The following is a 24,455-nucleotide window of genomic DNA, read 5'->3' on the forward strand; positions in this document are numbered from 1 at the left end:
GCCGCAGCATCCGCAGTACTCAACCCCGCCGCGATCCCCCGCCAAAACCCCCGCTTCACCGACCTCAACACCAACAGCATCGACACCCCTCACATCAGGGTGTTGCACTGACCCCTTGAGACCGCCCCGCGGAACGACCTGTCTCGGCGAGATCTCCTGATCTGACGACCGCGGCACGGCCCGCGCGACAGCCCGCCGACCGGGCCGGGGCTCAGGCAGCTCGGACGACCTTGGGCCTGGCCCACCGCGCCGGCAGGTCGGGGCCGTCCCACACCTGGATGACGCCCCAGGCCGCCGCCGCGATCGGCACGGCGAGCACCGCGCCGACGATGCCGCCGAGGGCCGTGCCGACGGTCAGGGCGATGAGGATCACGAACGCGTGCAGTTTCATCGAGCGCCCCATCAGCACCGGCTGCAGGAAGTTGCCCTCGAGCTGATTGACGAGCACGACGACGCCGACCACGAGCAGCGCCGTGACCCACCCGTTGGCCACGAGTGCGACGAGGGCGGCGAGGATTCCGGCGAGGGTCGCGCCGACGATGGGGATGAAGGCGAGGAGGAACACGAGCACCGCCAGCGGAATGGCCAGCGGCACCTGCAGGACGAGCAGGCCGATGAGGATGCCGACAGCATCCACGAACGCGACCGTCGCCGTGCCGCGCACGTACGAGCCGAAGACGGTGACCGTCTTGTCGCCGATGCGGCGGGCGCGCAGGTAGTGCTCGCCGCGGAAGGGGCGCAGCACGAACTCCCACATCTCGGGGCCGTCCTTGAGGAAGAAGAACAGGATCGTGACCATGAGCACGAGCCCGGTCACGAAGTTCGCGACCGCGCTGACGCCGGCAAGGGCCCCCGAGCCGAACTGGGCGCTCGTGATGAATGCGGTGATCTGGTCGACCCACTCCTGCAGCTGCGTCGTGTCGGGGAAGAAGGGCAGCTCGTGCGCCCATTTCAGCAGCGCCTGGAAGCCTTCCTGCGCCTGCGAATACAGCTCGTCCCACTGATCCTGCACCGCCCACACGATGAGCCAGCTCAACGCCCCCAGCAGCACGACGATCGTCAGCAGTGTGATGAGGGTCGCGAGCACCGCGGGCACGCCGCGGCTCTTCAGCCATGACATCGCCGGAGCGAAGGCGCTCGCGAAGATCAGCGCGAGCACGAGAGGGATCGTCACGAGCGTCAGCGACGTGATGACGTAGACGATCGCCCCGGCGACTGCGACCACGACGATGACCTGCATCGCCCGGGTGGCGAGCCTGCCGAAGCCGTCCGCCCACAGGCTCCAGGGCGCCCGCTCCGCCTTCAGCTCGACGGACGCATTCTCGAGACGGATGCTGCGGGGCTCGCTGCTGCGGAACAGTGGCATGCTCCGACGCTACGGGCAGAGCGGCATGAAGCCCGCGCCCCGCGCCGCGCAGGTGAATCTCGACGTACGTCTGGCGGGTCGCGCGAGGGAGGAGTAGTACTGGTGGCGGGTCCGTGAGCGTCACCGTGGACCCGTGTACGGGGGAGGGGTCTCGCCGGGGGATCCGCAGTGTGCCGCGAAATGGGGTGCGTCGAAGACGTCTTCGACACCGTCGTCGCCACGCTGCGCGCTCTCGCCACGGGCGATCGGTTCGATCAATGCGTCTGCCGGATGCTGATGGAGCGGCTGCGCGCGACGGCGGCCGCCGTGATCACCCTCGACATCGACGACCGCCAGGCGACGATCGTCGCCTGGCCGCACACGGTCGACATCCTGCGGATGAAAGTCGTGCTGTCCAGCCTGCCGCAGACCTTTCCCATGCTCATGCGCCACCTCGTCGCAGAGCGACGGGTGTCGTGCCTTTCGCGCGACACCGACGTCGACAGCTGGCGAGGCACGATCGCGACCCTGCTGCTGGAGGGGGTGCTCGGCTCGCGTGACATCGCGCAGCTGCCTCTGGGGGCGGGGCCCTCCGCCATCCGGCTCGCCGTCGTCTGTCGGCGCGACGACTTCTCCGAGCGCGACCTGCACTTCCTCTCGTGTCTCGCGCCGCCGCTGGCAGACCTGGCGACACTCGCCGCATCGCCGGGCAGGGTCGCGCTCGCCCCGGGTGCGCCCGCGCTGACCGGCAGAGAGCTCGAGGTGCTGCGCCTCATGGCTCAGGGGCTCATCGCGCGCGCGATCGCGACGCGGCTGGCGGTCTCTCCACGCACCGTCCACAAGCATCTCGCCAACGTCTACCGAAAGCTCGACGCGCACGACAGGCTCATCGCGGTGCGCACGGCGGAGCGGCTCGGGCTGCTCGATCCGGCACCGCCGGCCGCCTCGGCGCTGGACGCCGCGGTCGATCTGCGGTGGTGACGGGGTGGTACTTGTACGTATGGCTCCGCACCCGCGCGCTTCCTAGCGTGTGACGTGCACCGACCACGTCGGTGCGCTCATCGAAGGGGGCACGATGAAGCCGCACGCGACGATCCGGCTGCGCGAGGGAGTCGCGCACCGTGACGTCGGGTCGTGGCTGACGGCGATCGCAGACCCGTCCGCCGCCGGGCCCTCTTTCCACCCCGACATCGACCGCGTCCTGGCGACCTGGCCGGGCGGAGTGCTCGTGGCGCACGAGCACGACCCGGCGGGCACGGCGGGATGGTCCGAACAGGAGAAGATCGCCGGCCTCGATCGGATCTTCCGCGTCGTCGCGCTGGCCGACCGCCCCTGGACGGCCGAGTTCCTCGCGCGACTGCGCGAGCTGCCTGTCGTCGAGCGTGTGGAGGACGGGCTCGTCTCGAGCGTCCCACTGCCCCTGGCGACGGCCTCCAGCACGACGCCGTCGGACTGGGCGGGGCGGATGCTGGGACTCGACGACGCGCATGCCGTGACCCGCGGCGACCGCGATGTCGTCATCGCCGTTCTCGACACCGGCGTCGACCTCGACCACGAGCAGTACCGGGAGCGGCTGATGCCGGGGTTCGACTTCGTCGACATCCTCGACGGAGCCGAGGCCTTCCTCGGCGACGCGCTCGAGGCCGATGCCGACCCGTCCGACCCCGGCGTGGGGCACGGCTCGCACGTCACGGGCATCCTCGTCGCGCGCGGAGCGGGCCGCATGCCCACCGGCGTCGCGCCGGGCTGCCGCGTGCTGCCGGTCAGGGTGCTGGGCGCGCTGATGCAGGACGGCCGCAACATCGGGGCGGGCCTGGTCGACAACATCAACACGGGCATCAAATGGGCTGTCGACCACGGAGCCGACGTCATCAACATGAGTCTCGGCATCCGTCGAGAAGGCGGCGGTCTGCCGCACGTCGATGTCATCCGCTACGCACTGGCCAAGGGTGTCGTCGTGGTGGCAGCGGCCGGCAACGACGGTGCCGACACCCTCTATTACCCGGGGGCGCTCCCCGGTGTCGTCGCCGTGGGCGCTGTCGGTCGCGACGGCTCGGTCGCGACCTACTCCACCTGGGGCGCGCAGGTCGACCTGGTCGCACCGGGGACCGAGATCTGGTCGACCTGGCTCGACGGCGGCTACGCCTTCGCGACGGGCACGTCGCAGGCCACGCCCTTCGTCGCCGGCGCGGCGGCGCTGTGCCGCTCACTCGACGGAGGTGCCCGCCTCGGCGCCGGCCAGGTCGCGCGCATCCTGAGTGCATCGGCCGATCGTGAGGGCACCCGGTTCAAGACGCCGCAGGCCGGAGCCGGCCTGCTCAACATCCCCGATGCGCTGCGTCTGGCAGCGCACCGGATCGACACCGCGCGCGCACCGTCGCGTGCCCGCCGAGAGCTCATCCCGGTCTGAACGGAAGGAAGACCCATGTCGCCGAATGCCGCACTCGCGTCTCGGTCGCTCGACACCCTCACCATCGCGCCGCCACCCGGCCAGCGCGAACGCGTCGTGCGCGAGTCGCTCGCCGAGATCGCGAAGAATCACAAGGGCGACCTGGCCACCGCCAGGCGCGTCATCGCCGACTACGGCCTGAGCATCGAAGTCGCGCGGCTGCGCGACCGGCTCTCACGGGCCGCGCAGAGCGATGCGCAACGGCTGCTGCTGTCGACCCCCGGTGTCGCCGAGACGCTCTTCCTCGCTGCCATCAAGCCCCAGCTCGAGGCTGCGCAGCAGGCCGGAGGCGACTCGGTGCTCGACGCCGTCGAAGATGTCGGCGACGAGGTGGGCGCGCTCAACAAAGAGGTCGGCGAACTCAACAAGACGGCGAAGGCACTCGCCGATGCGGTCGCGGCGTTCCTGGGCAGCGGCCGCGATGGGCAGGATCCGAAGGCGGCGGCGCGATGAGCGACGAACTGGGAGACCGCCTGCGCGATACCGCAGGCGTCTCGGCATACATCCTCGACAACCTGCGGAGCATCGAAGACGAGTTCTATCTCGAGCTCGTGGATCGTGTCGCGACACGGGCGGGTGTCACCGTCAAAGACACCGATCTCGTGCTGCGACGGCTTCGCGAGCAGGGTCTCGATCTCTCCACCGGCGTCGAGCGCTCGGTGCTGCAGGCGATCACGTCGTCCAACGCCGAGAGTCCGTGGGCCGTCTTCGTCGATCGATTCTCGGCGAACCGCAGCGTCGTGCTCTCGTTCGCCCGACGCGAGCGCGTGATCGCGGCACTCGACCGGCTCTCGGTCACCGCGAGCAACAACTACACGCTCATCGCGCAGGTCGTCGACGACGTCACCCGCGGCTCGGGAACCGATCCGGCTCAGCTGACCAGGCCGCTCGGTCGGACCAGCCCCTGGGACTTCCAGGTCGACCTGTTCGACTCGACGGCGGGGCAGATCGTGCTCCCCGGCAATGTGCGCGCCGCCGGCGCGCTGATGTGGTGCTGGGACATCGGCGAGCGCCTCGGGGTCTACAAGCTGGCAGACGCGCTCGTCTACCGGTGGTGGATCGGACTGCTCGACTTCGGCGACGGCGACCTGACCAGCGAGCTGTACCGCTATTACAAGCTGCGCGAAGACCGACCGGCCGAAGAGGAGCGCTTCCTGCTCTATCGGCGAGTGCTCGATCTCGGTCAGACGCAGGTCGGCGAACGGGTTGTGGTCAACGAGGAGTTCCCACGGCTGTGGCGCGCGCTCATGGAGGAGGTCGCGACCTACATCGATCGCAGCGAGACCTCGTACCGCGATCGCGTCAACGCGCAGGGTGTCGTGCAGGCGATCGAAGAGGTGCAGTACAACCTCACCGAGCGCATGGCCGGCATGGCGCTCACGACCGTCACCGAGATGTACAACCAGCTGCGCCAGACCGACGCGGCCTCCGGTGCGCTCGGTGCGCTCGACATCCTCGGTCATCCCGAGGTCGTCGGCCAGCTCGCATCCGGGCGCCGCCGCGATCAGTGGTCGGTCATCGAACGCCTGAGCAAAGAGGAGTTCGGCGTCTCGCCCAATGTCAACGCCCTGCGCACATCGGCCGTCGAGGGGTTCAAGGTCGTCGACTACATCGCCGACTTCCGCCGCAGCACGCTCGATGAAGACGCCTTCGCGGAGTTCATCTCGTCGGCCAAGGCGTGGATCCTCGCGCAGGACCTCGCCGGCGACGGCATCCTCGGCGACGTGGCGTCAGACCGCGACGCGCCGGTCGACGACGAGTTCGACGACGAGTTCGACGAGGACGACGCAGACGACGACACGTGGTCGGAGTAGGGGCGGTCGTGGACAGCGAAATCGACCGGAGGGCCAGGGCCGACGTCCAGACGACCCTTTCGATGGTGCCGCACTTCGCGACGATGTCGTCGGGCGACCAGCTCGACCTGTATCGCCAGCTCGTGACGGCGCGCAGCGACGAGCTCGATCGTCGGCGCAGAGGAGAGCGCTCACAGGCGATGCTGCTGCCGGGTCTGCCCGGACTCGGAGGGCTCGTCGGTGGAGGTCGCCCCGGCGGTGCCCGCCGAGCGAGCGACCTCATCAACGAGCAGCGTCACACCAACAAGCGCATCGATCAGCTGGGCGACATCGCCTCGGACTTCATCGATGCCGTGTCGTTCCCGACCTTCGTCGGGGATCTTCTCGAGGGGGTGTTCCGGGCCAACCTGCGCGTGACCAAGGAGCAGATGGTCGCGTATCAGGAGCTGCTGAAGGCAGCGACCCAGTCGCTCGCCTTCTTCATGAAGAAGATCCCGCCGCAGGAGTCGTTCGCCTACCTGGCAGCGAACAACGAAGACGACTTCAGCGTCAACTTCCCGCCCGACGCGCCCGCCGAGCTGACCGACAAAGACGGCAACGTGGTCGCCAAGGAGGGAGAGGAGCCCGACGATGCCGTGATCAAGGCGAAGATCATGGACGCGACCCTCGCGATGGCCAAGGAGCAGCGGGCCATGCTCCGCGAGGTGCTGCTGATGGGCGTCACCCGGCTGGTGGTCGAGAAGGGGGTCGTCAGAGCATCGGTGAAGTTCGACTTCAAGGCCACCGAGAACATCGATCGTCAGGACAAGGCGATGGTGCAGGACGTGCAGTCCAGCTCACGCAGCCTCAGTCACTCCGGCGGGTTCTTCGGATCGCTCTTCGGCGGCCCGCAGGGTGGCGGAACCGAGAGCTCACGCCACTCGCAGTTGAGCGTGTCGACGACCAAGAGCGACAACGACACCTCGGTGACGGCGAACCTGCAGGGCTTCGTCGAGATCACGTTCAAGTCGGACTACTTCCGCCTCGACAACTTCGCCACGATGTACGGCCCCACCGCGCCGGGGGCGGCGCCGGCGGCGCCAGGCGGCCTCGCGCCGGCCGCTCAGCCCGCCCCTGCGGCTCCTCCCGCTGCGCCGCCTGCGCAGGGCGGGTGAGGTCCGACGATGGCGCTCGCGATCGTGACGTGGCGAGGAGAGAACGATGGTGCACAGGAGTTCGATGCCGAGATCGGAGCGAACCGGTTCTACGCGTGGGGCGTCGGATCGGGCTCGAACAAGCGCCCCGGTGTCGAACTGCTCGCCACACGCTCCCGGACGTCGCCCCTGCAGGGGCCCGTCGAAGCGGATGCGCGTGGACGGATCCGCCTTCGGGTTCCGACCGACGAGTTCACCCGCGAGAACCATCATCTGCAGCTGCTGTCGTTCCGTGACGACGAGCTTCGGGGACCGGCGGCATCCGACCTGGTCGAGGTTCCGTGGCGTTGGCGCCGCGATGATCCGCCCGTGCCGATGAGAGAGGAGCCCCGAATGTCCGCACCGCTGTCACTGCTCGATCGACCGATGCAGCCGCATCCGGCGCCGCCGCTGCGCGCGCTCTCGGCGCCGCCGCCAGGGACTCCCTCGATGTCGCAGGCGCAGTTCCTGGGCGCATTGGGCGGCGTGATCTCGCAGGTGCTGCCCCTCGTGCAGCAGGCGCTGCCCGTGCTGGGCCGCATCTTCGCGCCGACACCGGCACCGGCCGCCGGTCCCGCACCGGCGACTCCCGCGGCGGCGACCGCACCGGCGGCCCCGACAGCGCCGTCGGCAGATCTCGCTCAGCTGCTGCAGCGCGTGCTCGCCGAGGTCACCGCCGCCCAGTCGCACAGCACGAGCATGTCGTCGCCGTCGTACTCCTATGCGTCGATCGCTCCGCTGCTGGCGGCGCTGCCGGCTCTCGCCCCGCTGCTGCAGAATGTGCTGACCCCGCAGACCGTGCAGTCGCTCATCTCGGCGGCGGACCCCACCAAACTTCTGCAGCAGGCGATCGGCGGCATCCTCGATGCAGCGCGCATCGGCCAGCAGGCGACAGACAAGCTGCACGAGCACCTGCGCGAACTCAACCCCGGCGTCGGGGATGATCTGGTGGCCTCGCTGATCCAGGGGATGTCGGTCTCGGCGTCGACAGGGCCTGCCCGCACCGCGCGGATCTCGCGGACGGTGCGACTCGAGCTTCCCGAACTCGTGCCGGCCGAGCTCCAGGGGTACCCGCAGGTGGCCTTCCGCCAGGGCGAGGACATCACGCTCCCGGTCAGCGTCACCACGCCGCGTCCGATCCCGCGCGCCCAGCTGGAGGTGATCGTGCGGGAGGCGGGCAGCCAACGAATCGTGGCCCAGCGGCGGATGCGTCTGGAGAGCGTGGAAGACGGACACCTGCGCGAGGCCGTGACGATTCCCGCCGCCGTCACGGCGCGGCTCGCTGCAGGCCAGGAGTATCGCATCACCCTGCGCCTGTCGTGGCGGGGCAAGGGCACGACGTACGACACGACCGTCGGCCAGCTCGTGCGCCTGGTGGGACAGGCGACCTTCGACGGCATCGATACGGGGCGCGCGCCCGTGCGGCTGGACGACGTCGACCGCGACAGGGACTGGTGGCATCAGGCGTGGGTCGACACGGTGGAGGAGCGCAGCAGCCGCACGGTGGCGCGGCTCGACTACACGTATCGCCTCGTGCCAGGAACGGGTGGCAATCGACGGCGACAGACGGCATCCGACCTCGCCGAGCACACCGAGCGTCGCCGAGAGGGCACCCTCCGGTCGGGATTGGACATCACCGTGGCGTCGCTGTCACGGCTGGCCGCCCGACTCGGCGGAGGTGAGGGCTTCGACGATGCGACGATGGCGGCGCTCGCCGACGACGGGTTCCGCGCCGCGTTCGAACGGGCCGCGTCGTGCCGGATCGATCTGCACGGCCGCCGCCACGCGCGGATGGCGGTGTGGGTGTGGCCGGAGGTGAAGCTGCACGAGGTGCTGCTGCGCGTTCCGGGCGAGATCTCGCCGCTGACCGGCCAGGTTCTGGCCTTCGAGGTGCGGCCGGTCAGCGTGCCCATCCCGGCGCTCGCCCACGTCGTGACCACGAGGAGCGCATGATGGAGATCGTCTCGTCCCGCAGGTACCCCTCCCTCGCGATGGCCGCGGAAGACGGTGCGACGACCATCAGCATCGACGGCATGGAGGTCATCGACGAGCAGGTCGTCGCGCTGACCCCTCGGCGACCGCGTCCGCTCGACGGACGGGAGTCGTGAGATGCCCTGGGACAGCCCGCTCGCGGCCCTCTGCGACATCGTCACGGCCGTGGGCGACCTCGCAGACGTCGGGGAGGCAGGCGGAATGAGCATCGAGTCCGTCGTCGTCGAGACCCCGCTCGAACTCTCGGTGCGCGCTCGCGCGGCCGGGGACGTCGACCTCGCCGCTGCGCCTCCCCGGCAGGCGCGCGAGACCTCGGTGATGCCCGTGCTGCACCGCATCCGACTCCGGGTGGAGCCGACGCCATGACGACCGATGTCATCGCCCGCGACGCCGGCAACCGGTCGTGGAACCTCAAGTCGTTCATGGACTCGCTCATCGTCGAACTCGACCGCGCACAGGATGTGCTCGGCGTCAAAGGGCTCACCAGGCCCGTCACCTACACCGTGAAAGACGTCGACGTCGATCTGCGCTGCTTTCCGGTCTTCGACGGCAAGCAGGTCAAGTTCGTCACCGCCGAGCCCGGGCAGGACGGGTCGTCGGCGCTGCGCTTCTCGCTCGGCTCGATCTCGGCGGGCACGATCCGCGACTCCGCCCCGCAGCCCGCCGACGCCGACGACGTCGCCATCGACGACATCGAAGAACTCGACGCCGACCAGAAGGATGCTCTGGCCGCCGTCGGGGTGCGCAGCGGCCGCGACCTCGAACGCATCGCCGGCCGCGGCGTCGACCTGAAGAGCGTCACCGACAACCGCGCGCCCGACTACAGCGACCTCGCCGCCATCATCACCAAGGCGCACCGGCGCCGCACGCCGCCGCGCGTCACCTCGGCCGAGCTCTCGGTGCACGATCGCGCTCTGGTGCTGCACCTCGACGGGGAGAACCTCGCGGTCGCCTCATCGGCGGGGTTCCCTGCCGCCCTTCTGGACGGAATGCCTCGCGCTGTGCGTGACGCGGGGCCCGATCGGGTGTCGCTGGATGCCTCGGGGTTCCGCCCGCACGGGCGCCCGGCCCGCCTCACCCTCGCCCTCGATCCGCTCACGGTCCTCACTCTGGAGCTGGCGCCATGACCAGTCGCATCTCACGCCTCGAACAGTCGGTGTGTCGCACCCCCGCACCCGCGAGCGCCGGACGCCGCCGCACGCCGCGTCCCGCGCGCACCGCCGATCGCCGGACCCATGCCTTCGACGACGGCGCCGACATCGCCGTGCACGTGTCGGCCGACGCCGCTGTCGCGCCCGCGGCGGAGGCGCCCGCATCCGCCGCCGTCGGCTCCGTGCTGACGACGACGCCCGTCGCGGGCGGGCCCGCGCCGGCGGGGGCGGCTCCTTCCGCGGTCGGTGATCTCGGAGGGCCGGCGACATCGGATGCCGGCGGCAGCGGACCCGCCGAGGCGACGCTGGCGGCCGGCTCGGCCGGCACGGCAGGGGAGGCCGACGACCTGGGCGCGGCGCAGTCGGTCGAGCCCGAAGTGGAGAAGATCGACGACTGGATCGTCACCGCGCCCGCACCGAGGGCACCCGAGGACGAGGCGGCCTTCGCACAGGACATCCGGGCGATCCTCTCGCACGCCCGCTCAGGACCGCAGCCCGTGCGTGCGCCGCTCCCCGAGGTGCCGGAGGCGCCCCGCGAGGCGCCGCCAGCCGCCCCGCAGTGGGGTGTGGGCGCGGCCGTCGGCCACGACGTCTTCGAGCGGATGACCGCGGCCAACGCGCCCAGCCGGTTCGATCAGGGGCCCGTCTCGCTCAGCGTGGACTTCTCGCGGCTCGACGGCGCGCTGGCTGCCGAGGAGCACACCGCACCCTCCGCAGAGCCGGCTCCGGCCGCTCCGGCTGCCACGCCGTCGGCGCCGACCGCGGCGGTCGCCGAGGCGCCGGCCGAACCGGCGCCCTCGGCGCCTGCATCCGGCCCGCCCGAGCAGTCCGAGCGTGTGGCGAGCGACGACGTCTTCGCCGTCACCACCGATGCACCGCTCGTGCCGCAGGTGGCCGGCATGAGCTGTCATGCCGCCGCGTGCGCCTCGGTGGTCGCCTGGCGTGATGAGGTCGCACCCGACCCCGCGGCCATCGCGGCGGGCGAGGGGTATTGGGAGCAGTTCGCCGAGGGGCGCACCGCGACGTGCCCCGACGTGCTGGAGGCGTTCGGGCTGCAGGTGGCGTCGGCGGGCGAGGCCCCGACCGGCCGCGCGCTGTGCGCACTGATCGACGAGAACGGCCCCCTCTTCGTCGCGACACAGCCGCCCGGCGAGCATGCGGTCGTCATCGCCGGCGCGAGATCCGACGGATCGGCGACCACCGTCGACGTCGTCGACCCGTGGGCAGAGGGCATGACCACCTTCGCCGCGCCCACCACCGGCAGCCGCGCGAGCCTCGCGTGGGATCAGATCGCGACGCGCATCGGCGGGGCCGTCGGAGCGCAGCTTCTCATCGCCCGCCTCAGGAAGGGGTAGCACCATGAATCGGATCCAGGCCCTCGAACGCGACATCCGCCGTCATTCGCAGCGCATCGCGGCGCGGGCGCCGGTGCCGGCGAAGAAGCCCGCGCCGCCCCCGACGCCGCCGACCCCGAGCGCGCCGACCGCTGCCGGCCCGACGGTCAGCGCGACGGCATCCGCTCTGTCGTCCTGGCAGGGGACGCGCTCGCGCGCGTCGTCGATGTCGGCACCTCGGCGGCGTCGCGCCCGCGCGATGAGCATGCTCGACTACCGCGTGCCCGACCTGCCGATGCCCATCCAGCAGACCTCGACGATGGTGTGCTGGGCCTTCGTGGCCACCATGATGGCGTCGTGGCGCGACCGGCAGAGCTGGGCGGTGCCCGCCTACATCGGCAGTCTGGGCGGCCCGTGGAAGGGCAAGCTCGATGCCAACAGCGGACTCTCGGCGGCTGAGGCCCCCGTGCTGCTGGCGACGATGGGCGTGCAGATCGAGACGACGCAGGCGAACTTCACCAGTGAGCGCTGGGAGTCGATGCTGCGGGAGTGGGGCCCGATCTGGGTCACGGCCGACAACAATCCGGCCGCCGGGGTGCAGGGCGTGCACGCGCACATCCTCGTCGGCATCCACGGGCCCTCCGATGGCGACCCCAGGGTCGATGTCATCGACCCTGGCCTGGGCCGCGAGGTGTCGATGCCGATGTCGCAGTTCGTCGCGAAGTACGAGCAGCTCGCGAACACCGCGTTCGCCGGGTTCCAGATCCGGCACTGGCCGGCTCGCGCACAGCAGGCCGCGCAGCTGTCGGCCTCGTGGGCGCAGCAGGCGCTCGAGCGGGCCCGCCAGATGTCGCCGGCGGCGGTCGCGGCGGGCGTCGGCTTGGTCGGCCTGCTGTTCAGCACCTATAAGGAAGCTGCCACCTCCCATGGTCTGCAGTGGGAGAAGGCAGGGTTGAGGGGCAAGGTCGTGCCCGGAGACCTCGAGGCGAAGAAGCATCTCGCCGAGGTCGGCCCGTTCCGCAAGACGAGCTTCCGCTCCCTGCGCCGGCTCGTCTGGGACTACCTGGTGTTCGAGGACAACGTCGGCGCGGAGTTCGAGGTGACCTATCAGTACAACGGGACCTGTCTGGCCGAGGTGCACATCGAGAACATCAGCTACGCGCCGCCGGCGCCGCTGACGGGCCGGGTGCTGTCGGTCGACACGAGCGTCAATCAGTCGTTCGCCGATGAGCAGGGGGATGTCAGTGCGGTCGACGTCGGCATCACGTATCGCTTCCAGCAGCCGAGCGGGTCGGCGGGGACCTACACGCAGCACTACATCATCTACGGCGACGGTCGCACGCCGCAGTTCACCGAGACGCGCGGCTGAGGCCGGTCGTGCCCCGTCTCCCGGCGAGACGGGGCACGACCCCGCGCCTCACACCCGTTCGATGCGGGGGCCGTGCAGCTCGCGGTGCAGGCGCTCCATGCGCGAGTCGAGCTCGGCGGCGGTGTCTGCGGCATCCTTCAGCTCAGCCAGCAGCGACCCCGGCACCCGCGCGTCGTACTTGTAGTAGATCTTGTGCTCGAGGCTCGCCCAGAAGTCCATCGCGATCGTGCGGAACTGCACCTCGACGGGCACGTCCACCCGCCCCGACGAGAGGAACACCGGCACCTGGACGACGGCGTGCAGGCTCTTGTAGCCGTTGGGCTTCGGTTCGGCGATGTAGTCCTTCACCCGCAGGATCGTGATGTCGTCCTGCGCGGTGAGCAGGTCGAACAGGCGGTAGGCGTCGGCGACGAAGCTGCAGGTCACCCGAACCCCCGCGATGTCGGTGATGCTCGCGCGGATCGTGTCGAAGTCGGGCTCGATGCCCTTGCGGGCGACCTTGTCGACGATGCTGTCGGCCGCCTTCACGCGGCTCGAGACGTGCTCGATCGGGTTGTAGTCGTGCATCTGCTGGAACTCGTCGCGGAGGATGCCGAGCTTGGTCTCGACCTCGCGCAGCCCGAACTCGTACTCCAGCAGCAGGTGCTGGAACTCGTCGCGCATCGACTTCAGCTGCTCGGGCGAGAAGGTCACGACGCCGTCGTCGCTGGTCACGGACAGGGAGCGGGGTGCCGCCGGGCTCTGCATGCTCCGACGGTATCCGCCGCGCATCAGCGGGGGCTGTGAAGTGCGCGACGCTCCGGCACGGCATGATGGCGGGGTGAGCGACAACCCCGTCGGCCGGCCCCGCCAGACCACGCACGACGAGATCCGCCGCACCGCGGTGGCCCTGTTCGCCGAGCACGGGTACGCCGAGACGTCGCTGGTTCAGATCGCGGCAGCATCCGGCATCAGCCGCACGACGCTGTTCTCGTACTTTCCCGCGAAGAGCGACCTGCTGTGGGAGGACCACGACCGGCTGGTCGCCCTGATGGAGCAGAGGCTGGCAGCGGCAGCCGACGACCCCGCGGTCGACACGCTTGTCGCGGGGATGCTGGCGATCGCGCACTACGGCGTGGGCGAGCACGAGGGGCTCGCGCTGCGCTGGCGCATCGTGCGCGACGACCCCGCGCTGCGGGCCGTCGCGTTCGCCCGCAGCGACGAACTGCTCGACGCGCTCGTGGCCGCGGTGGTTGCGCGGCGCGACGGGATCGACGTGCTGCTGGTCGACAGCGTCGCGCGCGCCCTGATGGCGGTCGCGTCGCGGTGCACCGAGGAGTGGTCGCTGCTCGATGCCCCCGCCGTCGACCTCGACGTGTTCACGGCCGAGCGGCTGCGTCCGATCGCCGATGCGCTGCGGCCCCTGCTCGGGTGATCTCCAGATTTCCGAACTCTGTTCGGAAATAGGCGTAGGATCGCGGCGCGGGCATCGCGCACGTCGGTGCCCCGCAGCATCCGCTCGAAGGGGAGAACATGAAGACACTGATGGTGACCGCGCCCGACACGGCGGAGTGGGTCGAGACCGAGCGCCCGGCCGCCGGGCCCGCCGACATCGTCGTGGGCATCAGGGCATGCGGCATCTGCGGTTCCGACTCGCTCTACGTGCACGTCGGCGGCATCCCGCCGCGGCAGGGACAGACGCCGCTCGGGCACGAGCCGGCCGGCGAGGTCGTCGAGGTGGGCGCCGATGTCGAGGGCGTGAAGGTCGGCGACCACGTCGTGATCAACCCGATGGCCAACCGCGACGGCATCATCGGCTCCGGCGGCGCGCAGGGCGCGCTCTCACCGGAGGTCGTGCTGTTCGACGCGCAGGCGGGGATCAACTTCCGCGTGATCCCCGACGATATCCCGTGGGAGGTCGCCGCGCTCAACGAGCCGATGGCGGTCGCCTACCACGGCGTCAATCGCTCGGGCGCCGGCGAGGGGTCGAAGGTCGTCGTCTTCGGCGCCGGACCCGTGGGGCTGGGCGCCGCCATCGGATTCAAGAGCAAGGGCGCCGCGCACGTCGTGGTCGTCGACGTCGTGCCGAACCGGCTCGAGAAGGCGCTGAAGGTGGGAGCGGATGCGGTGATCGACTCGTCTTCGGAGGATGTCGCCGCGCGGCTCATCGAGCTGCACGGCGAGGTGCCCGGGTTCATGGGGCGCCCCGGCAAGCCGGCCACCGACGTGTACTTCGACGCCGCCGGCGTGCCCGCCGTGATCGACACGGCCCTCGCCGCAGCCAAGAGCCGCGCCGTGCTCACGATCGTCGCGGTGCACAAGAAGCCGGTCGAGGTCGACTTCCAGACGATCCTCACGAGCGAGGTCGACATCCGCATGTCGATGGGCTACCCCACCGAGATCTTCGAGGTGACCGACTCGATCATCGCCTCGTGGGACAAGTACCGCCACATCATCAGCGATGTGCTGCCGTTCGACCGCGCCGACGAGGCGCTGGCGCTGGCCTCGACTCCGGGCGCGACGGACAAGGTCGTGGTGGTCTTCGAGTAGGCCACGCGCCCCGCTCACTCGGTGAGCGAAAGGCCTTCGTCGGTGTCGTTCGGGTCGGCCGCCGCGGGCAGCGCCACCCGATCGCTCGCCTCGGCGATGCCCCTCAGGGCCTTGCGATCGCGGCGGCCGGCGGTGGCACGGTACGACGAGCGGATGCGGTCGGCGACGAGACCCGACAGGTGGCCCCACGGGTCGGTCGTGACCATCATCCAGGTGTGGTGCTTGCCCCAGGTCTCGTCTTCGAGCACCTCGAAGGCGATCGCGGCGATGCCGTCGGGGTCGAGCGGCGCGCCGACCTCGGCGATCAGGCGAGCCTGCACACGCGGGACGACGCGCAGTGCGGCCTGGTCGACGAACCGGGCGCGCTCGAGATCGTCGGGCTCGCCGGAGAGGAGCCCCCGGCCGCGGAGGCTCGAGAGAAAGCTGCGGAGCTCGCGGTCGCTCCAGAGTGCGTCGTGCATGATCGTGACTGTCCTCTTACGTCGGTGAACGGTGACAACAGGAAGAGCCGAGCGGCTCGGCAGGCATCAGGCCTGGGCCGTGGCTCGGCTTCCTGGGTTCATCGACTCGACAGACACGAGAACCGACAGTAGAGGTGCGGCGGGGCGGCGTCAAGCGTGCGGGCCGGGATGGGGCAGCATCCGCGTCGCCGGCCGGAATACCACGTATGCCCGAAGCGGCATTCTGCCGAGGCCGCCCCGCGCCTAGCGTCGGAGCAGACCCTTCGACGACGAGAGGACGCCCCGATGCAGGAGGCGCGGTTCCGCGAGTACATCCGCCGGTTCAACGAAGAAGACGACACCGCCTTCGACGACTACCTGGCCCCCGACATGCACATGAAGAACGGCACGCTGGAGTTCGACGGCGTCGACGGCATGAAGCACCACTACCGCGACCTCATCTGGCCGCACTTCGTCGAGCGGCTGACGGTGCCGCGATTCGTCTCCGACGACGGGCGCGCGGCGATCCAGATGAACACGGTCTTCACCGCCAAGCACGACGCCGACGACACCCTCTTCGGTGCCGTCAAGAAGGGCGAGACGTTCCAGTTCGACGGCGTCATCATGTACGAGATCGACGACACCGACCGGTTCGCCGACATCCTGGTGGCCTACAACTCGTTCGTCTACACCGACCTCGAAGGCAACAGCCGCGACCTCGGCATCCCGCACTGAGCCCGGGGCGCCGCATCGGGTCTGCCGGCATTGCCGAGATCTCCTGATCTCGTGCAGGCGCGACCCGAGATCTCCTGATTACGCCGACGCAGGTCGTTTCGGCGCGATTCGTCCTGCGTGAGCGAGATCTCCTGATCTCGCTCGGGGGCCGTGGCGAGGGATCGGCCGACGGGCGGATGCTGCCCCCTCAGCCCGCAGGTCATTCCTCGGGCTGGTCGATGCCCTCGGTGCCGAACTCGACGAGCTCGGCGGCATGCCGCAGGCGCTGGACCAGCCATTGCAGCGCCGCGTCGTCGGTCTTCGACGGATGCCAGTGCGCGGCCTCGACGAGCACGCTCGGCGCGATCGGCACGTCGGCGATGACGAGTCCGAGGGCGTCGGCGTAGCGGTGCGCCGTGCGCTCGGGCACCCACCCGACCCAGGGCGTCCCGGCGACGGCGAACGGCACAGGAAGGAACCCCTGCACGGTGGCCGCGACCGAAGGGGAGAGGTCGGCGGCGGCGAGCATATCGTCGATGTGGGTCGCGGCGTGCGCGCCGAACACCGAGCGCACGTGCCGGAGGTCGCGCAGGGCATCCAGCGAGAGCGAGCCGTTGCGGAGCGCGGGGTTGGCGGCATCCGCGATGCACACGAATCGATCGCTGAACAGCGACGCCCGCTTGCCAGGAACTCCGCGGCCGGCGCCGGCGATCGTGACGTCGCTTCGAAGCAGATCGACGGCCGAGATCTCGGCATCGAGGGCGAGCCCACTGAACTCGACGCGGGTGTGCGGCGCCTCGCGCTCGAGGAGGCCGATGAGGGGGCTCGTCAACTCCGAGAGCACGTAGTCGCTCGCCGCGACGAGGAACGTGCGCGAGCTCGTCGCCGGATCGAACTCGGGAAGGGCGTCGAAGGTGCGCTGCACCTCGACCATGCATTCGGCGACGGCGGGGATGAGCGACTCCGCCCGCGGCGTCAGCACGAAGCCGCGCCCGTCGCGCTCGAGGAGCGGGTCGCCGAAGAGCTCGCGCAGCCGCGACAGCGCGCCGCTCACGGCCGGCTGCGTCATGCCCACGCGCTCGCCGGCCCGGGTGAGGTTGCGCTCGATCAGCAGCGCGTCGAGCACGACGATGAGGTTGAGATCGAGCTTGCGGACGTCGGTCACGGCGGTGTGTTCCTGGCTATCGGGAGGTGCGGTCTCATCCTAGGGAAGCGAGCTGTGCGCGAACGATGAAGCGGCCCACCGGACGAAGCCGATGGGCCGCTTCAACGATCAGACCGTCAGCCTCGCCGCTTGCTGCGACCGAGGTAGGTCGACAGGGCGACAGCGGCGAGCAGCGCGAGGCCGTTGAACACGTTCGACGCCCAGCCGCTGGCCCCCGACAGGGCCAGACCGCTGACAGAAACCGACACGAAGATCGCGCCGACGATCGTGCCGACGACGTTGAAGAAGCCGGGGCGGATGGCCGTGGCGCCGAGGAACACGGCGGCGAGGGCCGGGAACAGCAGCGTGCCGCCGTCCGACGCCGTCGCGCTGCCCACGCGGGCCAGCTGCAGCACGCCCGCGCCGCCGGCGATGAAGCCCGCGACGATGAAGCTCCACCACACGTTCTTCGACACCGGAAGGCCCACGAGCTTGGCCGCGGTCGCGTTCGAGCCGATCGCGTAGAGCGAGCGGCCGAAGGGCGTGTGCGTGAAGAAGTACCACGCGACCGCCGCGACCAGCAGGGTGATGTAGAAGACGAGCGGGATGCCGAGCAGGCGCGTCGAGCCGAACTTGATGAGCGACGGGTCGATGCCGCTGACGAACGTCTTGCCGCCGGTGAACCAGGTCATGAGACCCGCCAGCAGCATCGACATGCCCAGGGTCGTGACGAAGGGGCTCATCTCGAGCTTGGTCACGAAGAAGCCGTTGACCACTCCGACGAGGGTGCCGAGGATCATCGAGATCACGATCGACAGCCACAGCGGCAGGCCGTAGAGCGACATGAGCCCCGCCGTCATCACCTGGCTCATCACGGCGTTCGCGCCCAGCGAGAAGTCGAAGTAGCCCGAGATCAGGGGGAAGAGCGCGGCGATCGCGATCAGCGCGATGACCGCCTGCGACCCGAGGATGACGTTGAGGTTGTTGATCGTCGGGAAGGCCGCGGCCGACAGCGGGAAGAACGAGAAGAAGATGTAGACCAGCACCGTCAGCAGCGGCAGCGCGTAGTTCTCCAGCAGTCGGAGGGGCCTGGGGGTCTGCTTCACCGGGATGGAGACCGTCGCCGTCGTCGGCGGGTTCTTGGTGTCGGTCATGCGGGGGCCTCCGTGGGGGCTTCGGGAACGGTCTTCTCGCGCAGCACGAGACTGGTAAGGCCGTCGACGTCCAGCGCACCGGCTGCGACCTCGTCGGAGATGCGGCCGCGGCTGAGCACCAGCGTGCGGTCGCAGAGGGCGTGGATCTCGCCCAGGTCGCTCGAGGCGACCACGACCGCGCAGCCCTCTGCGGCGGCGCGGCGGATGCTGTCGTACAGGTCGGCGCGGCTCATGACGTCGACGCCCTGGGTCGGCTCGTCGAGCAGAAGCAGGCTCGGGCTGCGGTGCATCCAGCGGGCCATGACGACCTTCTGCTGGTTGCCGCCCGACATCGACGAGAACAGCGCGTCGGGGCCGGCGACCTTCACGCCGTATTCGGCGATGAGGTCGCGGGCGGTGCCGCGTTCGCGGCTGCGGGGCATGAAACCCTTCGTCCAGTTCTCGTTGAGGGTCGCCAGGGCCAGGTTCTCGGCCACCGATTGGTCCATGAAGGATGCTTCGTGCACGCGGTCCTCGGGGACCATCGCGACTCCGGCCTCCATCGCGTCGCCGACGCTGCGGGGCGCATAGGGCTCGCCGTTCAGCGTCATCGAGCCCGACTCGGGGGCGTGCTCGCCGAAGATCGTCTTCAGGATGCTGGAGCGACCGGAGCCGACCAGGCCCGTGAGCCCGAGGATCTCGCCGCGGTGCACCGTGAAGTCGACGCCGCGCACGGGGCCGCCGCGCAGCCCCGTGACCGAGAAGACGGGCACGCGGTCGGAGTGGGCGACGTCGCCGGTGGGGCGGAGCGCCCGCACCGAGCGGCCTGCCATGTGCTCGATCAGCTCGTCTTCGGTGGGGGAGGAGGCGACGAGCTCTGCGGCCACGCGGCCGTCGCGATAGATCGTGAAGTCGTCGGAGACGGCGAGCACCTCGCGCAGGCGGTGGCTGACGATGAGCACCGTCTGGCCGAGCTCGGCGCGGCGGCGCACGCGCTCGAGCAGCAGCTCGGACTCGTGTGCGGCCAGGCGCGCGGTCGGCTCGTCGAGCACGAGGATCTGCCGCTGGTCGGCGTCCTGCTCCTGCAGCGCGCGGGCGATCGCGACCATCGTCTGGTCGGAGGGGCGCAGGCGGCTGATGGGCGCCCGAGGGTCGATGTCGAGTTCGTACTCCTCGAGCAGCTTCGCCACGCGGCGGCGCAGCCCACGCCAGTCGATGCCGGGGCCCGAGCGCGGGTAGCCGGAGTCGAGGGCGAAGTTCTCTTCGATCGACAGATCGTCGAACAGGCCCAGGTCCTGGTGCACGAAGCGCAGGCCCGCCTGCTGGGCGGTGGCCGGCGTGTACGAGTTCAGGTCGTATGGGGTGCCGAAGATCTCGAGGTCACCGGCATCCGCCTGGTAGACCCCGGCGAGGATCTTGATGGTCGTGGACTTGCCCGAGCCGTTGCCGCCGAGCAGGGCGTGCACCGAACCGCTGCGCACCCGAAGTGCGGCGTCGTTGAGGGCGCGGGTGCCGGCGAAGTCCTTGTCGAGGTGCAGCGCCTCGAGCGCGTACGTCGTGCCGGGAGCGGCAGGGGTGATCCCTGCCGCTCCCGGGTTCATGGCTGAATCAGTCACTTGCCCCACGATTCGAGGAACTTGCTCTTCCAGTCGATCGAGCCGTCGTACGGGCCAGAGTCGGGCAGGTTGTTGTCGGCGTCGACGACCTGCAGCGACTGGCCGATGTAGGCGGGGTCCTCACCGGCGAGCACGCGGATCGCGGTGTCGACCGAGCCCCACGCCTCCCAGGTCTGCGCCTGACCGACGGTGGCGGTGATGCCGGGCTGGCCGGCGCGGATCATGTCGAGCGCCGCCTCGGAGCCGAAGCCGCCCACGACGGTCAGCTTGTCGGCGAGACCCGCCTGGTCGATCGCCGCGGCCAGGCCGTTGACGAGGTAGGCGTCGGTCGGCACGACCAGCGAGTTGATCGTGTCGTCGGCCAGCAGGGCGCTCGTGACCTTCTGGATGTACGAGCCGTCGGCGCTCTCGGTGTCGGAGACGTCGATGACCGTCGCGACCTCGCCGCCGCCGAGCGTCTCGAGCTCTGCCGTGTAGGCGTCGGTGACGAGCTGGCCCCACGGGTTGCTGGTCAGGTTGATCACCAGCGTGTGCGGGTCGCCGTTCGTCTTGCCGAAGGTGTAGTCGGCCTGCAGCTTGCCGATGCCGTGGAAGGGCGTCGGAACGGGCGGGTTCTCGAGCCAGAGGCGCTCGGAGTCCCACTGCTTCGGGTCGCAGTCGTCGAGGCCGCCGCCGCCGACGATGGTGACGCCGGCTTCCTTGGCCTCGGTGAAGGCCGCCGCCGCCGCGGAGCAGCTGATGCCGACCGGCACGAGCACGTCGGCGCCGCCGGCGACCGCCTGACGGATGGCCGTTGCGAAGCCCTCGGGGCTGAGCTTGCCGTCGACGATGGTGGCGTTCCAGCCGGCCGTCTCGGCGGCCTCCTTCATCGCCGCCGCGGGAGCCGCGCAGGTCGCGTTCGACTCGCCGCACGACATGACATAGAAGTTGAGGCCGGCTTCGGGGGTGACCGCGGCGAGGTCGTCGAGACCGCCGCCGATGCCCTCGTAGGCCGTGTCGAGAGCAGCCTGGGCTTCGGCGCTGATCTCGGTGCCCGCGCTGCTCGAGTCGCCCGTGGGCTCCTCGTCGCCGCTCGTACACGCCGTCATCGAGATGGCGAGCGCGACGACAGACGCCGCGATCGCGAACTTCTTGGTTGCTTTCACGTGACACTCCTGCTGTGTCAGGAGGCGGAAGCCCAGTGCTCGGCTTCCTCGCCTCATTCGGGTGCTGGCGGCAGTGCCAGCGACATCATCACACCAGCCAGACCCGCCATCGGGAACGCGTGGGCGTCGATGACTGGCATCGGGGCGTCGGATGACGGATGCTGCCGGCATCCGTCGATGAGAACCTTCTCATAATCGGTGTCGATGCATCCCATCGATGACAGCTATCGGGCGATCGCTGTTCTCGTCGGCGCGGGGCGCTGTTTCACTGGCCGCGCCGGCACGCAGACGTGGCGGCATCCCCATCGAAGGAGAAGTTGATGAAGACATCCTCGAGTGCCCGTCCGGTGATTCGGCGCCGTTTCGTGGTCGGTACGACCGCGTTCGCGCTGACGGCCACGATGTGCCTGGGCGGCGCCGTCGCCGCGAACGCCACGGTGTTCACCGGGGCGAGCGGATCGAAGGGCGGGCACAGCTCGCACAGCGGCAAGACGCTCGTCGTCGCGTCGGGTCAGACCGCCGTCATCACCAAGACGACGAAGCTGAGCGCCCTGACGATCCGCAGTGGCGGGGCCCTGGTCGCGCCGGAGGGATACACCCTGACGCTGACGGTCAACGGAGTCGAGAAGGGCCAAAAGGTCACCTCGACCGGGGCGCTCGAGACGGCGATCGTGCCGGGGACCTATCGGGGCGACGTCGTGCTCACGGTCGCCGACCAGACGCCGGTCGTGTTCGACGGGCTCACCTATCAGTTCCGCGAGGGCCTGTACGTCGACGCGGACGGCGTCGACACCGGCAAGTCGGTGCTCGCCGCGGTCAAGGGCAGGGCCGGCGACTCGGTCGCCAAGAACATCTCGATCACCTCGAAGGGCGAGGCGTTCAACGGCGTCTACGTCGTCGACACCGACTACACGCTCGTGAACCCCCGCATCTCGTTCACCGGCGACGGTCGCAGCGACTTCGCCGGCATGGGCGCCGGCATCATCGGCTCCGGCGACGAGACGACGCTCCTCATCGACGGGGCGAAGATCGACAACAAGGGCGTCACGCGCCCCGCGATCATCGCGACCGACGGCGCGAATGTCATCGTGAAGAACTCGACGATCCGCACGGCCGACGGCATCCTTCCCGATGACTACCAGTCGTCGGTGAACCTGTCGTTCATGCAGGACGCGCCGTGGATGCTGGGCATCTCCGGAAGCAACCGCGCCACCAACGTGCTGGGTGAGAACACGCAGGCCACCTACATCTCGTCGTCGATCACGAGCGAGAACTGGGGCGCGCTGTCGGTCGACAGCGGCCAGAACATGAAGCTGTCGGCGATCAACTCGAAGGTCGCCAACAGCGGCGACGACGGCTACGGCACCTACGTCATCGGCAACGCCGACGAGACGTTCCTGGGCACCTCGTTCGACGTCGCGACCTACGCGACGATCGTCACGGGCGGCTCTGTGGCTTACGGCGACAGCACTCGCGCCGCCGTCACGGCGCTCAACACCGAGCTCGACCTGGGGCTGTCGACCAAGGAGATCACCAAACTGCCGGTGCGCTCGACCACGATCGACTCCGACCGCTTCGGCGTCATGTGGCACGGCTCCGGCTCGGTCGACATCTCGGGCGGCACGAGGCTCACCACCGACGAGACGGTGTTCCTCAACAAGGGACAGCAGGCGACGGTGAGTGTCGACGGCTCCGACGGCGCGAAGATCTCGACCGACAACGGCGTGCTCTACCAGCTGATGGACAACGACGACCCGGGCCCCGACTTCGCCAACGGCATGCTCAACACGGGCGTCTACACCGAGCCCACCTCGGCGGTCGTCAAGAACACGTCGTTCGACGTGTCGGCTGTGCACTCCACGGATGCGGTCACGACGTTCACCGACATCTCGCTCAAGGGCGACCTCTACAACGCCTTCCGCGGTGACATCGCCGGCATGGGCCCCGCCCAGCCGCGCAACCTCGTCGTGACCCTCGACGGGGCGACTCTGAAGGGCGTGGTGTCGGCTTCGACCGCGAAGCACAATCAGTCGACGATCACCTCGGCCGACTACCGGCAGCTCGGCGTCGTGACCAACACCGCCGGATCGGTCGTCAACAACGGCGTGATCGTGTCGCTCACCGGCAAGTCGGTGTGGACCGTCACCGGCGCCTCCTACCTGTCGAGCCTCACCGTCGAGCAGGGCTCGGCGCTCAAGGGCGCCGGCGGCAAGGCCGTGAAGGTGACCGTCGACGGCGTCGCGACGACCCTCGTCGCCGGCACCACCTACACGGGCGACATCCAGGTCAGCCTCGGCTGACCCCCGATCCGTTTACGGTCGCGACGCGCCGTGCCCTCCACCCGGGGGTGCGGCGCGTCGTGACCGTAACCGGAGGGGAGGCGAGGGGTGGGGAGGCTACAGGCGGCTCTCGCCGCCGTCGACCAGCAGGGTCTGGCCGGTGACGAAGCCCGCGTCGGGCGAGACGAGGTAGGCCACCGCCCCGGCGATGTCGTCGGGCAGCCCCGCCCGAGGCACGGCCTGACGGCTCTGCACGAGCGCGAAGTGCTCGGCGGGCACCGACGCGACGGCGTTCTCGGTCGCGGTGAGCCCGGGGGCCACCGCATTGACGGTGATGCCGTCGGGGCCGAGCTCGGTCGACAGCCCCCGCGCGAGGCCCGTGAGGGCGCCCTTGGAGGCGATGTAGTGGCTCATGCCGGCGGGTGGCTGGAAGTAGGACGACGACGTGATCAGCACGACGCGCCCCCACCCGGCGGCGCGCAGGTCGGGCAGCGCCGCCCGCAGCAGGTGGAACGCGCCGTCGACGTTCACGCGGAAGCTGCGGTCCCAGTCGGCGGTGTCGAGCTCGGCGAAGGGCGCCATGTGCTGGAAGGCGGCGCAGTGCACGACCACGCCGAGCGGCCCGAGGGTTCGCGCGGCTTCGACGGCCTCGACGATCTGCGCCGGGTCGGCGAGATCGCACACCAGGTCGAGCACTCCTTCTCGCGGGCTCGGCGGCGCGAAGAGGTCGAGGCTCGCGACCGGATGCCCCGCCTCGCGCAGTCGGTCGACGACGGCGGCGCCGATGCCGCGCGCGCCGCCTGTGACGATCGCGACGGATGCTGTCATCTGCTGCTCCTTCAGGTCTCCT

Annotated in this window: 24 protein-coding genes; 15 read left to right on the top strand and 9 right to left on the bottom strand. The window is 69.9% G+C overall.

The annotated features are described in order from the left end of the window. Positions 1-211: 211 nt before the first annotated feature. Positions 212-1,366 carry an AI-2E family transporter gene (locus tag OAW74_RS11245; RefSeq protein WP_262874474.1) on the bottom strand — a complete coding sequence of 385 codons (1,155 nt, stop codon included), beginning with the start codon at positions 1,364-1,366 and terminating at the stop codon, positions 212-214. 180 nt (positions 1,367-1,546) lie between these two features. Here OAW74_RS11245 and OAW74_RS11250 point away from each other — a divergent pair, with 180 nt between their 5' ends. From OAW74_RS11250 to OAW74_RS11300, 11 genes are all read left to right on the top strand, one after another. Continuing rightward, the gene (locus tag OAW74_RS11250) at positions 1,547-2,326 is read left to right on the top strand and encodes a helix-turn-helix transcriptional regulator (protein ID WP_262874475.1); all 780 of its coding nucleotides are present in this window, start codon (positions 1,547-1,549) and stop codon (positions 2,324-2,326) included. Between the two features lie 94 nt (positions 2,327-2,420). After that, a complete protein-coding gene (locus OAW74_RS11255) occupies positions 2,421-3,755 on the top strand; it encodes a S8 family serine peptidase (RefSeq protein WP_262874476.1) in 1,335 nt (444 codons plus the stop codon). A gap of 15 nt (positions 3,756-3,770) precedes the next feature. Then, positions 3,771-4,247, top strand: coding sequence for a hypothetical protein (locus OAW74_RS11260; RefSeq protein WP_262874477.1), 477 nt, complete (start codon positions 3,771-3,773; stop codon positions 4,245-4,247). Next, the gene (locus tag OAW74_RS11265; RefSeq protein ID WP_262874478.1) at positions 4,244-5,608 is read left to right on the top strand and encodes a hypothetical protein; all 1,365 of its coding nucleotides are present in this window, start codon (positions 4,244-4,246) and stop codon (positions 5,606-5,608) included. The genes OAW74_RS11260 and OAW74_RS11265 overlap by 4 nt, the downstream gene beginning before the upstream one ends. An 8-nt stretch (positions 5,609-5,616) precedes the next feature. Beyond that, positions 5,617-6,741 (top strand): hypothetical protein, encoded by a 1,125-nt coding sequence (locus OAW74_RS11270; protein ID WP_262874479.1) that lies wholly within the window; start codon positions 5,617-5,619, stop codon positions 6,739-6,741. A 9-nt stretch (positions 6,742-6,750) separates the two neighbouring features. Beyond that, entirely contained in the window at positions 6,751-8,712 is a 1,962-nt protein-coding gene (locus OAW74_RS11275; protein ID WP_262874480.1) for a hypothetical protein, read from the top strand. Continuing rightward, on the top strand, positions 8,712-8,867 hold the full coding sequence (locus OAW74_RS11280; RefSeq protein WP_262874481.1) for a hypothetical protein: 156 nt from the start codon (positions 8,712-8,714) through the stop codon (positions 8,865-8,867). Before OAW74_RS11275 ends, OAW74_RS11280 begins: the two co-directional genes overlap by 1 nt. Position 8,868: 1 nt before the next feature. After that, positions 8,869-9,117, top strand: a complete 249-nt coding sequence (locus OAW74_RS11285) for a hypothetical protein (RefSeq protein WP_262874482.1) — start codon at positions 8,869-8,871, stop codon at positions 9,115-9,117. Beyond that, a complete protein-coding gene (locus OAW74_RS11290; RefSeq protein WP_262874483.1) occupies positions 9,114-9,878 on the top strand; it encodes a hypothetical protein in 765 nt (254 codons plus the stop codon). Before OAW74_RS11285 ends, OAW74_RS11290 begins: the two co-directional genes overlap by 4 nt. Next, positions 9,875-11,257 (top strand): papain-like cysteine protease family protein, encoded by a 1,383-nt coding sequence (locus OAW74_RS11295; RefSeq protein ID WP_262874484.1) that lies wholly within the window; start codon positions 9,875-9,877, stop codon positions 11,255-11,257. Before OAW74_RS11290 ends, OAW74_RS11295 begins: the two co-directional genes overlap by 4 nt. A gap of 4 nt (positions 11,258-11,261) precedes the next feature. Continuing rightward, the gene (locus OAW74_RS11300; protein WP_262874485.1) at positions 11,262-12,605 is read left to right on the top strand and encodes a papain-like cysteine protease family protein; all 1,344 of its coding nucleotides are present in this window, start codon (positions 11,262-11,264) and stop codon (positions 12,603-12,605) included. 48 nt (positions 12,606-12,653) lie between these two features. Here OAW74_RS11300 and OAW74_RS11305 read toward each other — a convergent pair whose 3' ends face one another. Further along, positions 12,654-13,268 (bottom strand): GTP pyrophosphokinase, encoded by a 615-nt coding sequence (locus tag OAW74_RS11305; protein ID WP_262874947.1) that lies wholly within the window; start codon positions 13,266-13,268, stop codon positions 12,654-12,656. A gap of 157 nt (positions 13,269-13,425) precedes the next feature. Here OAW74_RS11305 and OAW74_RS11310 point away from each other — a divergent pair, with 157 nt between their 5' ends. Both OAW74_RS11310 and OAW74_RS11315 read left to right on the top strand, forming a co-directional pair. After that, on the top strand, positions 13,426-14,019 hold the full coding sequence (locus OAW74_RS11310) for a TetR/AcrR family transcriptional regulator (protein WP_262874486.1): 594 nt from the start codon (positions 13,426-13,428) through the stop codon (positions 14,017-14,019). Between the two features lie 98 nt (positions 14,020-14,117). Beyond that, positions 14,118-15,134 carry a zinc-dependent alcohol dehydrogenase gene (locus tag OAW74_RS11315; protein ID WP_262874487.1) on the top strand — a complete coding sequence of 339 codons (1,017 nt, stop codon included), beginning with the start codon at positions 14,118-14,120 and terminating at the stop codon, positions 15,132-15,134. Between the two features lie 14 nt (positions 15,135-15,148). Here OAW74_RS11315 and OAW74_RS11320 read toward each other — a convergent pair whose 3' ends face one another. Then, positions 15,149-15,595, bottom strand: coding sequence for a tellurite resistance TerB family protein (locus OAW74_RS11320; RefSeq protein WP_262874488.1), 447 nt, complete (start codon positions 15,593-15,595; stop codon positions 15,149-15,151). A gap of 285 nt (positions 15,596-15,880) precedes the next feature. Here OAW74_RS11320 and OAW74_RS11325 point away from each other — a divergent pair, with 285 nt between their 5' ends. Continuing rightward, on the top strand, positions 15,881-16,309 hold the full coding sequence (locus OAW74_RS11325) for a nuclear transport factor 2 family protein (protein WP_262874489.1): 429 nt from the start codon (positions 15,881-15,883) through the stop codon (positions 16,307-16,309). Positions 16,310-16,508: 199 nt separating this feature from the next. Here the strand turns inward: OAW74_RS11325 and OAW74_RS11330 are convergent, their stop codons facing one another. From OAW74_RS11330 to OAW74_RS11350, 5 genes are all read right to left on the bottom strand, one after another. After that, positions 16,509-17,453 carry a LysR family transcriptional regulator gene (locus OAW74_RS11330; protein ID WP_262874490.1) on the bottom strand — a complete coding sequence of 315 codons (945 nt, stop codon included), beginning with the start codon at positions 17,451-17,453 and terminating at the stop codon, positions 16,509-16,511. Positions 17,454-17,569: 116 nt separating this feature from the next. Continuing rightward, a complete protein-coding gene (locus OAW74_RS11335) occupies positions 17,570-18,586 on the bottom strand; it encodes an ABC transporter permease (protein WP_262874491.1) in 1,017 nt (338 codons plus the stop codon). Then, positions 18,583-20,181, bottom strand: a complete 1,599-nt coding sequence (locus OAW74_RS11340; protein WP_262874492.1) for a sugar ABC transporter ATP-binding protein — start codon at positions 20,179-20,181, stop codon at positions 18,583-18,585. Before OAW74_RS11340 ends, OAW74_RS11335 begins: the two co-directional genes overlap by 4 nt. After that, positions 20,178-21,326 (bottom strand): sugar ABC transporter substrate-binding protein, encoded by a 1,149-nt coding sequence (locus tag OAW74_RS11345; protein ID WP_262874493.1) that lies wholly within the window; start codon positions 21,324-21,326, stop codon positions 20,178-20,180. The genes OAW74_RS11340 and OAW74_RS11345 overlap by 4 nt, the downstream gene beginning before the upstream one ends. A 53-nt stretch (positions 21,327-21,379) precedes the next feature. Beyond that, on the bottom strand, positions 21,380-21,541 hold the full coding sequence (locus tag OAW74_RS11350) for a hypothetical protein (RefSeq protein WP_262874494.1): 162 nt from the start codon (positions 21,539-21,541) through the stop codon (positions 21,380-21,382). Between the two features lie 150 nt (positions 21,542-21,691). On the opposite strand from OAW74_RS11350, the gene OAW74_RS11355 reads away from it, so the two are divergent. Next, complete coding sequence (locus tag OAW74_RS11355; RefSeq protein WP_262874495.1) at positions 21,692-23,626, top strand: hypothetical protein; 1,935 nt, start codon at positions 21,692-21,694, stop codon at positions 23,624-23,626. Between the two features lie 96 nt (positions 23,627-23,722). On the opposite strand, the gene OAW74_RS11360 is transcribed toward OAW74_RS11355, so the two are convergent. Further along, a complete protein-coding gene (locus tag OAW74_RS11360) occupies positions 23,723-24,433 on the bottom strand; it encodes an SDR family NAD(P)-dependent oxidoreductase (RefSeq protein WP_262874496.1) in 711 nt (236 codons plus the stop codon). Positions 24,434-24,455 lie beyond the last annotated feature (22 nt).

Source organism: Microbacterium fluvii (assembly GCF_025515205.1).
Classification (GTDB): domain Bacteria; phylum Actinomycetota; class Actinomycetes; order Actinomycetales; family Microbacteriaceae; genus Microbacterium; species Microbacterium fluvii.

What these genes read in the sequence shown, in the direction of transcription:
- OAW74_RS11245 (WP_262874474.1), bottom strand. Translation starts at nt 1,366, where the DNA reads ATGCCACTGTTCCGCAGCAGCGAGCCCCGCAGCATCCGTCTCGAGAAT.
- OAW74_RS11250 (WP_262874475.1), top strand. Translation starts at nt 1,547, where the DNA reads ATGGGGTGCGTCGAAGACGTCTTCGACACCGTCGTCGCCACGCTGCGC.
- OAW74_RS11255 (WP_262874476.1), top strand. Translation starts at nt 2,421, where the DNA reads ATGAAGCCGCACGCGACGATCCGGCTGCGCGAGGGAGTCGCGCACCGT.
- OAW74_RS11260 (WP_262874477.1), top strand. Translation starts at nt 3,771, where the DNA reads ATGTCGCCGAATGCCGCACTCGCGTCTCGGTCGCTCGACACCCTCACC.
- OAW74_RS11265 (WP_262874478.1), top strand. Translation starts at nt 4,244, where the DNA reads ATGAGCGACGAACTGGGAGACCGCCTGCGCGATACCGCAGGCGTCTCG.
- OAW74_RS11275 (WP_262874480.1), top strand. Translation starts at nt 6,751, where the DNA reads ATGGCGCTCGCGATCGTGACGTGGCGAGGAGAGAACGATGGTGCACAG.
- OAW74_RS11280 (WP_262874481.1), top strand. Translation starts at nt 8,712, where the DNA reads ATGGAGATCGTCTCGTCCCGCAGGTACCCCTCCCTCGCGATGGCCGCG.
- OAW74_RS11285 (WP_262874482.1), top strand. Translation starts at nt 8,869, where the DNA reads ATGCCCTGGGACAGCCCGCTCGCGGCCCTCTGCGACATCGTCACGGCC.
- OAW74_RS11290 (WP_262874483.1), top strand. Translation starts at nt 9,114, where the DNA reads ATGACGACCGATGTCATCGCCCGCGACGCCGGCAACCGGTCGTGGAAC.
- OAW74_RS11295 (WP_262874484.1), top strand. Translation starts at nt 9,875, where the DNA reads ATGACCAGTCGCATCTCACGCCTCGAACAGTCGGTGTGTCGCACCCCC.
- OAW74_RS11300 (WP_262874485.1), top strand. Translation starts at nt 11,262, where the DNA reads ATGAATCGGATCCAGGCCCTCGAACGCGACATCCGCCGTCATTCGCAG.
- OAW74_RS11305 (WP_262874947.1), bottom strand. Translation starts at nt 13,268, where the DNA reads ATGCGCGACGAGTTCCAGCACCTGCTGCTGGAGTACGAGTTCGGGCTG.
- OAW74_RS11315 (WP_262874487.1), top strand. Translation starts at nt 14,118, where the DNA reads ATGAAGACACTGATGGTGACCGCGCCCGACACGGCGGAGTGGGTCGAG.
- OAW74_RS11320 (WP_262874488.1), bottom strand. Translation starts at nt 15,595, where the DNA reads ATGCACGACGCACTCTGGAGCGACCGCGAGCTCCGCAGCTTTCTCTCG.
- OAW74_RS11325 (WP_262874489.1), top strand. Translation starts at nt 15,881, where the DNA reads ATGCAGGAGGCGCGGTTCCGCGAGTACATCCGCCGGTTCAACGAAGAA.
- OAW74_RS11335 (WP_262874491.1), bottom strand. Translation starts at nt 18,586, where the DNA reads ATGACCGACACCAAGAACCCGCCGACGACGGCGACGGTCTCCATCCCG.
- OAW74_RS11350 (WP_262874494.1), bottom strand. Translation starts at nt 21,541, where the DNA reads ATGGGATGCATCGACACCGATTATGAGAAGGTTCTCATCGACGGATGC.
- OAW74_RS11360 (WP_262874496.1), bottom strand. Translation starts at nt 24,433, where the DNA reads ATGACAGCATCCGTCGCGATCGTCACAGGCGGCGCGCGCGGCATCGGC.